The sequence below is a fragment of the gamma proteobacterium symbiont of Scutellera amethystina genome, assembly GCF_059730845.1.
The window spans coordinates 3,388,786-3,399,983 of sequence record NZ_AP035935.1; the positions used below are offsets into that span (position 1 = coordinate 3,388,786).

Below are 11,198 nucleotides of genomic sequence, written 5' to 3' on the forward strand. Positions count from 1 at the left end.
CATTGAGGGCGACCGATAATACCGGGCAGGCGTGCCTGCCCTCATCGACCACTCAGTGCGAACGCATGCCCGCTGCCGTCATCATCATACGAAACAGTGATGCCACCACGCCCAGTGCCAGCACGCTTGCGCCGTAGATGATTACTAACCACAGCACGCGCTTCCACCAGGGGGCTTTCGTTTCAGTGGGGTTGTTCATATTGCTGACCTCGGTTTGCATCTCAGTGGTATCCTTCGTCGGCTTTGATTTTTCCGCGGAACACGTAGTAACTCCAGAAGGTATAACCCAGAATCACCGGAATAATCAGTAAGCTACCGACCAGCATAAAGGCCTGACTCTGCGGCGGTGACGCGGCGTCCCAGATGGTGATCGACGGCGGTATAATGTGCGGCCACACGCTAATACCAAGGCCGGAGAAGCCGAGAAACACCAGCGCCAGCGTCAGCAGGAATGGCGAGTAGTGCGCCTCACGCTTAATGGCGCGCACGATGCCCCACGAACACAGCAGCACCAGCACCGGCACCGGCAGGAACCAGAACAGGTTAGGACGGCTGAACCAGCGGTGCGCAATCGCATCGTGGGTGAACGGCGTCCACAGGCTGATAATGCCGACAATCAGCAGCAGCGCGATCACCAGCGGCGTCGCCAGCGCGGACATCTTACGGTGCAGCTCATGCTCGGTTTTCATGATCAGCCAGGTACAGCCCAGTAGCGCATATGCCACCACCAGACCGACGCCGCAGAACAGCGGGAACGGCGCCAGCCAGTCCAGCGCCGAGCCGGCAAACTCGCGCCCTTTCACCGGGAAGCCGTCGATAATCGCACCGACCGCAACGCCCTGACTGAAGGTCGCCAGCAGTGAACCGGCGATAAATGATTTATCCCAGAAAGCGCGGTGTTCTTCCGTGGCCTTAAAGCGGAACTCAAACGCCACGCCACGGAAAATCAGGCCAATCAGCATCGCGGTGAGCGGAATGGCCAGCGCATCGGCAATCACCGAATAGGCCAGCGGGAACGCACCATACAGACCGGCACCGCCCAGCACCAGCCAGGTTTCGTTACCATCCCAGACCGGCGCAACGGTATTCACCATCATGTCGCGCTCAACTGCATCTTTATTGAACGGGAACAGGATACCGATGCCAAGATCGAAGCCATCCATCACGATATACATCAGGGTGGCGAACACGATAATGGCGAACCAGATAATGGAGAAATCGATCATTTATTTACCCTCCTGCGGTTCGTTCAGACTCTCATGGGCCGCAGAAAGCGGACGCGCAGGTGTTTTATCCTGCCCCGGACCACCGTGGCGCACATCTTTACCCTCGCCGGTCAGCGGACCTTTCTTGATCAGGCGCATCATGTAAACGTAGCCGACACCAAACACCGACGAATAGACGAGGATGAAGGCCAGCAGGCTGATGCTCATATGCAAATCACCATGCGCCGACACCGCATCAATGGTGCGCTGCACGCCGTACACCACCCATGGCTGACGACCAATTTCCGTGGTAAACCAGCCGGCAAGAATCGCGATCAGGCCGGACGGGCCCATCAGCAGGGCGAACCACAGGAACGGCCGGGAGTTATACAGCCGCTTTTTGTAACGCAGCCACAGGCTCAGCACGCCGAGGGTGATCATCAGCAGGCCCATCGCCACCATGACTCGGAACGACCAGAAAATCACCAGCGAATTCGGGCGGTCCTCTTTCGGGAAGCTTTTCAGCGCCGGGACCTGTTTGTCCAGGCTGTGGGTCAAAATCAGGCTGCCGAGGTACGGCACTTCCAGCGCATATTTGGTGCGCTCTTCATCCATATCCGGAATACCGAACAGAATCAGCGGCGTCGCTTCCCCCGGCGGGTTTTCCCAGTGGCCTTCAATCGCCGCAATTTTTGCTGGCTGATGCTCCAGGGTATTCAGGCCGTGCGCATCGCCGATCATCGCCTGAATCGGCGCCACGATCAGTGCCATCCACAGTGCCATCGAGAACATTTTGCGGATTGCCGGGTTATCGTTACCGCGCAGCAGATGCCACGCGCCAGACGCGCCAACAAAGAAGGCGCTGGCGAGGAAGGCCGCCACCGACATATGGAACAGGCGGTACGGGAACGACGGGTTGAAGACAATCTTAAACCAGTCCTGCGGCACCACGATGCCATTCTCTATGATGTAGCCCTGCGGGGTATGCATCCAGCTGTTGGACGCGAGGATCCAGAAGGTCGAGATGATAGTGCCGAGCGCAACCATGCAGGTGGCAAAGAAGTGCAGGCCCGGTCCAACACGGTTCCAGCCAAACAGCATCACGCCGAGGAAGCCCGCTTCAAGGAAGAAGGCGGTGAGCACTTCATACGTCAGCAGCGGACCGGTAATACTGCCGGCAAACTGCGAGAAGCCACTCCAGTTGGTACCAAACTGATACGCCATCACCAGCCCGGACACCACGCCCATACCGAAGTTAACGGCAAAGACTTTGGACCAGAAGTGGTAGAGATCGCGATAGGTCTCGTTACGGGTTTTCAGCCACATGCCTTCGAGCACCGCCAGGAAACTGGCGAGACCGATGGTGATGGCCGGGAAAATAATATGGAAGGAAACAGTAAAGGCGAACTGAATCCTGGCCAGGTGGAAGGCATCTAATCCAAACATTGCTTACCTCTTTGCCACAAGATTACACCGAATTTTTACTTATAATTAACAAGTTTGACGCACAAAATTATTATTTCGTGACGTCGGAAGAGATTCACGCCAATTGTAAGGCAAGCGGCGAGAACAAAAAGAAACAGTGGGAATGGCTAAAACTATAACAGTATTTTTTGATTTCGATCATTGTTTTCACCAGAAACTATTTGTTTAAAATCACTAAGTTAAGGTTAAAGCCCGTGATTTATTGTGACAATCTTGTTATTAAGCAGAGCGAGAGGAAAAGGCGGCAATCTGGTAACTGGCTAATTTAGCTGTTAATTACAGCGCAAAACAAAACGGCAGAGGATCGCACCGTTACGTTACGCTGTAAAATTTCCTTCACAGTCGCCAGAAAGAAAGTTTGTTAATTAAAAGATAATTTTTATAGACCAAAAAGAAATTAATTTGCTGCCTTTCGGTAACATTCTGTGAGCCATCGCGCATTAACCCGCTGGGGCATGGCATTTGCCAGCGGCGTCAGGCTGTGCTTTGTTAAAGCGGCACAGTCCGGTTAATCAGCGAAGGAGAGGTTATGACCCGTCTTACCGCCCAGGATTTTCCCCAGGAACTGCTTGAGCTTTATGACTACTATGCGCACGGTCGCATCAGCAAGCGCGAGTTTCTCTCGCTGGCCGCGAAGTTCACCATCGCCGGCATGACCGGAGCCACCCTGCTCAGCGCCATGAGCCCCAATTATGCGCTGGCAGAGCAGGTGTCGTTTACCGACCCTGATATCAACGCCGAATACATTCACTACCCGTCGCCCCAGGGACATGGCGAGGTACGCGCTTATCGGGTGCGCCCGACTCACGCCAGCGGCAAGGTGGGTGCCGTGGTGGTGGTACACGAGAATCGCGGCCTGAATCCTTACATTGAAGACGTGGCGAGACGGGTCGCCAAAGCGGGCTATGTCGCGCTGGCGCCGGATGGCTTAAGTTCGCTGGGCGGCTATCCGGGCAATGATGAAGAGGGCCGCGCGATGCAGGCCAAAGTCGACCCGGCCAAACTGATGAACGATTTCTTCGCGGCGGTCGATTTCCTGATGCAGCATCCCGAGGGGAACGGCAAGGTCGGCATCACCGGCTTCTGTTATGGCGGCGGCGTAGCAAATGCGGCGGCAGTGGCGTTTCCTGAGCTGGCCTGCGCCGTGCCGTTCTACGGCCGCCAGCCAAAAGCGGAAGATGTGGCGCGCATTCAGGCGCCGCTGCTGCTGCACTATGCCGCGCTGGATAAAGGCATCAACGAAGGCTGGCCAGCCTATGAAGCCGCTCTGCAAGCCAGCCACAAAACCTATGAGGCGTATATTTATCCCGGCGTGAATCACGGCTTTCACAACGACTCAACGCCACGCTATGACAAAGCTGCCGCCGAACTGGCATGGGGTCGCACACTCGGCTGGTTTGGGAAATATTTGCACGCCTGAGCCTGGCGCGCCGCGACGGCACTCACGCTGTCTGCGGCGCTTTAATGATGCGGTGGACATTGCTTTCCAGCCAGTCGGCGAGGCCGATGACCTGCCCTTCCACCTCATGGCCCAGCGCCGTCAGCCGGTACTCCACGTGCGGCGGCACCACTTCATAAGCGATACGCTCAATGAAGCCATCCTCTTCCATGTAGCGCAGCGTCTGCGCCAGCATGCGTTCACTGATGCCACCAATCCGGCGGCGCAGTTCGCTGAAGCGCAGCGTCTCAGCACGCAGCGCCAGTAACACCAGCACACTCCAGCGGCTGGTAATCCGTTTTAACACTTCACGTGACGGGCAGTTCACATTGAGCAATTCACCACGGGAAAATTTATCACTCAGGTTTTCAGCCATTTACATCACTCCGCTCAAACTAACAAATCTGTAAGTACTTACTAAAAGTTAGTTTATCTCGTAGGCTGTTTCCATACCAGTTCAACCTGAGGAAAAACACCATGATTGCGATTACCGGAGCCACTGGCCAACTGGGCCGTTTAGTGATTAATGCCTTGCTGAAGAAAGTACCGGCCAGCGAGATCATCGCGGTAGTACGTTCACCGGAAAAGGCGCAGGACCTGCAGGCGCTCGGCGTCGCGCTGCGTACCGCAGATTACAACCAGCCACAGACGCTGCAAGGCGCCTTTGCCGGCGTGCAGAAAGTGCTGCTGATCTCCTCCAGCGAAGTGGGCCAGCGCGAAGCCCAGCACCGGGCGGTGATTGATGCCGCCAAAGCGGCAGGCGTGTCATTTATCGCGTATACCAGTCTGCTGCATGCCGATACCTCGCCGCTGGGTCTGGGCGTCGAACACCGCGCCACCGAAGCGCTGCTGCAGGCTTCAGGCATCCCTTATGCCCTGCTGCGTAACGGCTGGTACAGCGAAAACTATGCGGCCAGCATCGCACCGGCGTTAGCGCATCATGCCTTTATCGGCGCGGCGGGCAACGGGCGCATCGCGTCGGCGGCGCGCGAGGATTATGCTGCCGCGGCGGCAGAGGTGATCAGCCGTGACGATCAGGCCGGCAAAGTGTACGAACTGGCCGGCGATGACAGCTATACGCTGGCAGAATTCAGTGCGGAGATCGCCCGCCAGTCCGGCGAACAGGTGGAGTACGTTAACCTGCCGCCTGCGGAATTCAGCGCGGCGCTGATCGGAGCCGGTTTACCCGCGCCGCTGGCCGAACTGCTGGCGGATTCAGACGCCGGTGCCGCTCAGGGTGCCCTGTTCGACGACAGCCACACGCTCAGCAAACTCATTGGCCGCCCGACCACACCGTTCGCCGCGGTAATTAAGGCCATGCTGGCAAAGTAAGGCGCTGATGGCGCCCTCACCCGCGGTGAAATCCGGGGTGAGGGCGACGAAAAGCCCTCTTTTCCCCGTCTCGTTTGCCATCAAATGATCAACCTCTTCCCGCTTTTTTGCCGTCATCACTGACGATTTTCTTATTTACAGATAATTCTGCTCATTTATTTAAAGCTTCATCTGAAACACTGCTTTCAATTCCTGAAATATAGGGCGTTGTATTCGCTGAAAAAAGCCTTAAATAGCCGATCAATCGACAAGATTTATTACGTTCATAGATATTTCGCATTGTTGTCTCATCGGGTCAGAGATCTATAATTTGTCCTTTGAGCAACCAGGCAATTTCAGGAGGCCGCTATTAATACTAACCACCAGCAACGTCAAGCTTTCGGAGAACACGAAGCCCATGCTGATCTGGGGTATCAATACGATCCTCACGAGTTTATCCGCGAAGGTATGCAGGATTCGGAGCCGGAACCCGAGCTGATCGAAGGCCTGCCTGCGCCTGATGCGCTGACGCCTGCCGATCGCTATCTGGAGCTGTTTGAGCACGTGCAGACGTCACGTATTTTTGCCGACAGTAAAACGTTTCCGGACTGCGCGCCTAAATTCGATCCTCTGGATATTCTAATCCGCTATCGCCGCCGCAAACGCTCGGCGGAGTTCGACCTGGAAAAATTTGTCCACGAGCATTTTTATTTACCGCAGGTCAATGAGAGTTTTTATGTTTCCAATCCGGATAAAACCCTGACGGAACATATTGACGATCTGTGGCCAGTGTTAACCAAAATGCCGCAGCAGCATTTACCGCATTCGTCGCTGCTGCCGCTGCCGAAGCCTTACGTGGTGCCCGGCGGACGTTTTGGTGAAACGTATTACTGGGACTCCTACTTCAGCATGCTGGGACTGGCCGAAGCGGGCCGCGACGATCTGCTGCGTCATATGGCGGATAACTTCGCCTGGCTGATTGATAACTACGGTCATGTGCCAAATGGCAACCGTACCTATTACCTCAGCCGCTCGCAGCCGCCGGTGTTCGCGCTGATGGTCGAGTTGTTTGAAGAGGACGGCATTCGCGGCGCGAAGCGCTACCTTGACCAGCTGATGAAAGAGTATCAGTTCTGGATGGACGGAGCCGGCGAGCTGATGCCGCATCAGGCCTATCGTCACGTGGTGCGTATGCCGGATGGTTCGCTGCTCAACCGCTACTGGGACGATCGCGACACGCCGCGCGATGAATCGTGGATGGAAGATGTGGAAACCGCCAGCAAATCGCGTCGTCCGGCCAGCGAGGTTTATCGCGATCTGCGCGCCGGTGCCGCTTCCGGCTGGGATTACTCTTCGCGCTGGTTGCGCGATCCACAGCGTCTGGCCAGCATTCGCACCACCCAGTTTATTCCGGTGGATCTGAATGCGTTTCTCTACAAGCTGGAGCTGATGATCTCAACGCTGGCGCACGCGAAGGGCGAAGAACTCACCGGCCTGGCGTGGCAGAAGAAGGCGGATGCGCGCAAGCAGGCGATTCATCGCTATCTGTGGGACAACACCGCTGGCGTGTACCGCGACTACGACTGGCGACGTGAACGCTTTGGTGCCTTTACCGCAGCGGCGGTGGTACCGCTGTTCCTGGGGCTGGCTTCACCGGAACAGGCGCATCTGCAGGCGGTGGCGCTGCGCCAGCTGCTGCTAACGCAGGGCGGCCTGGTGACCTCCATGGTGGAGAGCGGCGAGCAGTGGGATAAACCCAACGGCTGGGCACCACTGCAGTGGATGGCGGTGGTCGGACTGAATAACTACGGTGAAGAGACGCTGGCAACCGAGATTGCGGTTAACTGGCTGACCACGGTGAAGAACTTCTATTCGCTGCACCATAAGCTGGTAGAGAAGTACGATATCAGCGGCGATCGCGCCCGCCCGGGCGGCGGCGGTGAGTATCCGCTACAGGACGGCTTCGGCTGGACCAACGGCGTCACCCGTCGCCTGCTGGCGATGTACGGGCATTTGCTGGCGGACTGACGCGGAGTACTGCGGTCTGATGCGGGATGCTGCGGCCTGATGCCCTCACCCTGGCCCTCTCCCACCGGGAGAGGGAAACGCTGCCACATGTGATTAACGAATTAATTGTTCACTCGATCGGTTCCCTCTCCCGCAGGCGGGAGAGGGTTAGGGTGAGGGGGAAAAACGCACTTCCCCCCTTAATTCCCCTGCAAAAACGCCAGCAGATCCGCATTCAGCTGGTCCTGATGCGTCACCGCAAAACCGTGCGGGCCATTCTCATACACTTTCAGCTGCGAACCCGCAATCATCTCGTGCACCAGCTTGCCGGTGGCTTCAAACGGCACCACCTGGTCGTTACTGCCGTGGATCACCAGCGTCGGCACATCCACTTTGGCAATATCCGCACGGAAATCCGTCTCAGAGAACGCGGTCACACAATCCAGTGTACCTTTTAGCGACGCCAGCAGCGCAATGTTCAGCGTCTGCGTCAGTACCCCATCGGAAACCGTCTGGCCCGCATTGGTGCCGTAAAACGGCGTGGCGAACTCTTTGATAAACTGCGCACGATCCTTCAGCAAACCCGCTTTGATCCCGTCAAACACCGCTGATTCCACCCCTTCCGGGTGATCGTCGGTTTTACCAAAAATCGGGGTGACGGCGCCCAGCAGCACCAGTCCTTTCACTTTCGCGGTACCATAACGACCGATGTAGCGCGACACATCCCCGCCGCCCATCGAGAAGCCCACCAGCGTCACCTCATCCAGCTGCAGGTGCTCGATCAGGCCATGAATATCGTCGGCAAAAGTGTCGTAATCGTAGCCTTCCCACGGCTGATCGGAGCGACCAAAGCCGCGGCGGTCAAACGCGATGACGCGGTAGCCGCGCTCGGCAAGAAAGTTGAGCTGGCTGTCCCACATATCGGCATCCAGCGGCCAGCCGTGGCTGAACAGCACCGGCTGCCCCTTGCCCCAGTCTTTGAAGTACAGGTTTACGCCGTCTTTAGTCTTGAATGTGCTCATGTTTTTTCTCCGTTAGTCAGTGATGTTGTGTCTGGCAATCAAACTAGCGCGGGATGCTGGAAAAACCTAAAGCAGAGATTTTGACAACTTGTGCAAAGATTTTTGCTAAGCCCTGCCGTCAAAAATCCTTGTACAAGTTGGCCGATTTTTTCCGCTATCTCCTGACGGGCGAGCTTCGTATCGTGCTCTCATCGCACACTGACAGGAACAGCCTGATGAACCAGCCAAATCCACAAACAGCGCGCAGCGGCGCGTTTTCCCCTTTCGCCTACGGGCTTTTCGCCGTGATCTGGACCGCTTCGGTGCTCGGCAATACCGGTAGCTTTATCCGTGACGTCGCCAGCGCCTGGCTGATTACCGGACTGTCGGATAACCCAACCGCCGTCGCGCTGATGCAAACCGCCGCCACCCTGCCAGTGTTCCTGCTGGCGCTGCCGGCCGGCGTGCTGTCAGATATTGTTGACCGCCGCCGCCTGCTAATTGTGGTGCAGCTGCTGATGGCCAGCGTCAGCGGCACGCTACTGCTGCTGTCGCACAACCACTGGCTCACCGTTGAATGGCTGATCGGCCTGACCTTTGTCGGCGGCGTCGGCGCGGCGCTGTTCGGTCCGGCATGGCAGGCCATCGTGCCGGAGCTGGTACCCCGCCATGAGCTGAAAAATGCCGTGGCGCTCAACTCGCTGGGCATCAATATCGCCCGGGCGATTGGACCGGCTACCGGTGGCCTGCTGCTGGCAAGTTTAGGTGCTATGGCCGCTTACGGTGCCGATGTCGCCAGTTATTTTTTCGTCATCGCCGCGCTGCTGTGGTGGAAACGTCCGGCGAAGGCCGCTACCGCGCTGAATGAGCACTTCTTTGGCGCTTTCCGCGCCGGACTGCGCTATGTGAAAGCCAGCCGCGAACTGCACCGCGTGCTGTTGCGCGCCGCGCTGTATTTTGCCTTCGCCAGTGCCATCTGGGCGCTGCTGCCGCTGGTGGCGCGCACCATGCTGCACGGCAGCGCGGGCTTTTACGGCTTGCTGCTCGGGGCCGTCGGTGCCGGTGCTATTGCCGGCGCGCTGCTGCTGCCGCGCCTGCGTGCCCGGCTGAGCCATGATGGACTGATGCTGCTCTCCGCCGTGCTCAGCGCGCTGGTCATGGTAGCGCTGGCGCTCAGTCCGCCGCAGTGGCTGGCGCTGCTGCTGATGCTGGTACTGGGCACCGGCTGGATCATCGCACTGACGACCCTCAACGGCGTGGCGCAGGCGGTGCTGCCCGACTGGGTGCGCGGTCGCGGGCTGGCGGTCTATCTGATGGTGTTCAACGGCACGCTGGCGGGTGGCAGTCTGGCCTGGGGTCTGATCGCCCAGCACATGGGTCTGGCGCCAACGCTGATGCTGGCCGGTGCGGCGCTGCTCATCACGGCGCTGCTGGCAAAACGGCTGGCACTGCCGGCGGGCGAAGCGGATCTGCAGCCGGCGCAGCACTGGGCTGAACCGGTGGTGAGCGATGCGGTGGATATCCGCCGTGGCGCCGTACTGATCCAGATTCGCTACCGTGTTCCCCAGGCCGATCGCGCCGCTTTCCAGCACGCCATGCACAAACTGGCGCAGGCGCGACGCCGTGACGGTGCCTATGCGTGGGGATTAATGGAGCAGACCGACGATGCCGGAGCGCTGCTGGAGTGGTTTATGGTGGAGTCATGGCAGGAGCATTTACGTCAGCACCAGCGCGTCTCGCGCGCCGATGCTGAGTTACAGCAGGCGGTACTGCAGTACCATCAGGGTGATGAACCCCCGCAGGTCAGCCATCATATTGCGCTGTGATCAGGCTGGCGCGTAGATGTCACTCAGACCGGGTAGCGTCGGCAGGCGCTCGCGCCACCAGATAGCCGCGTTGCCGCAGGCGCTCTCATTCCACGCCAGATAGGCGATATCGCGCCGGCACTCGCTGTCCAGCTGGCGCGCCACCAGCGCACCGCTCGCCAGGTGCGGGCGCGCCAGGTAAAGCGGCAGATAACCACAGCCGAGCCCGGCGAGATGCGCCTGCAGTTTGGCCGGGAAATCATGCACGCTCAGCGTCTTCTGCTCATCCAGCACGCGTAAATCCATCCCGGCACCGTGGCGGGATGAATCATGCACCGTGACCGCGCGATACTGGCGAATCTGTTCACGCAGCAGCGGTTCGGGCTCCGCCGCCAGCGGATGGTCAGGAGCGACAGCGAACACATACTCCAGCCAGCCCAGCGGCTGGCAGACAATCTCTTTGCGCGTGGCGGGTTCCTGAACCGCGCCAAAGACAATGTCCGCTTCGCCATAGTGCAGCGCTTCCCAGCAGCCAGCCAGTACGTCCTGACGGAACTGCAGCTGGGTGTGCGGGTGCTGCTGATAAAATTCGTCAATCAGCGGTGTGAGGATGCTGAACGGCAGCGAAGCATCCACGCTGATGGTCAGCAGACTCTCCCAGCCGCTCTCCACGTAGCGCGCCTGCTGCTCCAGCTCGTTCACCGCACGCAGCAGCGTCCGCCCTTTTTCCAGCATCAGACGGCCGGTCGGCGTGAATGTGGCGCGATGGCCGGAGCGATCGAGCAGCGTGATTTTTAAATCGCTCTCCATCTTCTGCACGGTATAGCTTAACGCCGACGCGGTTTTGAACAGTCGCGCGGCCGCAGCGGCAAAGGTGCCATGACGATCGAGCGCATCCAGAATCAGCAGCGCCTCCAGATTTAAACGCATTCCCTACCCTCCGTAA

Annotated in this window: 10 protein-coding genes; 4 read left to right on the forward strand and 6 right to left on the reverse strand. The window is 58.3% G+C overall.

The window, feature by feature from the left end:
• Positions 1–52 precede the first annotated feature (52 nt).
• Genes AC6I79_RS15955 through AC6I79_RS15965 form a run of 3 tightly spaced genes read right to left on the reverse strand, consistent with a single transcriptional unit; the run spans position 53 to position 2,651 of the window.
• On the reverse strand, positions 53–220 hold the full coding sequence (locus AC6I79_RS15955; RefSeq protein WP_021507606.1) for a DUF2474 domain-containing protein: 168 nt from the start codon (positions 218–220) through the stop codon (positions 53–55).
• 1 nt (position 221) lies between these two features.
• Entirely contained in the window at positions 222–1,226 is a 1,005-nt protein-coding gene (gene cydB / locus AC6I79_RS15960; RefSeq protein ID WP_021507607.1) for a cytochrome d ubiquinol oxidase subunit II, read from the reverse strand.
• Entirely contained in the window at positions 1,227–2,651 is a 1,425-nt protein-coding gene (locus AC6I79_RS15965) for a cytochrome ubiquinol oxidase subunit I (RefSeq protein WP_021507608.1), read from the reverse strand.
• Positions 2,652–3,219: 568 nt separating this feature from the next.
• Between AC6I79_RS15965 and yghX the strand changes: the two genes are divergently transcribed.
• On the forward strand, positions 3,220–4,110 hold the full coding sequence (gene yghX, locus AC6I79_RS15970) for a YghX family hydrolase (protein WP_498027378.1): 891 nt from the start codon (positions 3,220–3,222) through the stop codon (positions 4,108–4,110).
• 22 nt (positions 4,111–4,132) lie between these two features.
• Here yghX and AC6I79_RS15975 read toward each other — a convergent pair whose 3' ends face one another.
• Complete coding sequence (locus AC6I79_RS15975; RefSeq protein ID WP_021507610.1) at positions 4,133–4,504, reverse strand: winged helix-turn-helix transcriptional regulator; 372 nt, start codon at positions 4,502–4,504, stop codon at positions 4,133–4,135.
• 101 nt (positions 4,505–4,605) lie between these two features.
• Between AC6I79_RS15975 and AC6I79_RS15980 the strand changes: the two genes are divergently transcribed.
• Positions 4,606–5,460: an SDR family oxidoreductase gene (locus AC6I79_RS15980; RefSeq protein WP_104093988.1), complete on the forward strand. Its 855-nt coding sequence runs from the start codon at positions 4,606–4,608 to the stop codon at positions 5,458–5,460.
• Between the two features lie 348 nt (positions 5,461–5,808).
• Positions 5,809–7,467 (forward strand): alpha,alpha-trehalase TreF, encoded by a 1,659-nt coding sequence (gene treF, locus AC6I79_RS15985; protein WP_058759659.1) that lies wholly within the window; start codon positions 5,809–5,811, stop codon positions 7,465–7,467.
• Positions 7,468–7,646: 179 nt separating this feature from the next.
• Here treF and AC6I79_RS15990 read toward each other — a convergent pair whose 3' ends face one another.
• Positions 7,647–8,468 carry an alpha/beta fold hydrolase gene (locus AC6I79_RS15990; protein WP_010616452.1) on the reverse strand — a complete coding sequence of 274 codons (822 nt, stop codon included), beginning with the start codon at positions 8,466–8,468 and terminating at the stop codon, positions 7,647–7,649.
• A 215-nt stretch (positions 8,469–8,683) separates the two neighbouring features.
• Between AC6I79_RS15990 and AC6I79_RS15995 the strand changes: the two genes are divergently transcribed.
• Entirely contained in the window at positions 8,684–10,273 is a 1,590-nt protein-coding gene (locus AC6I79_RS15995) for an MFS transporter (RefSeq protein WP_088516066.1), read from the forward strand.
• Here the strand turns inward: AC6I79_RS15995 and AC6I79_RS16000 are convergent, their stop codons facing one another.
• On the reverse strand, positions 10,274–11,182 hold the full coding sequence (locus AC6I79_RS16000; RefSeq protein ID WP_021507614.1) for a LysR family transcriptional regulator: 909 nt from the start codon (positions 11,180–11,182) through the stop codon (positions 10,274–10,276).
• Positions 11,183–11,198 lie beyond the last annotated feature (16 nt).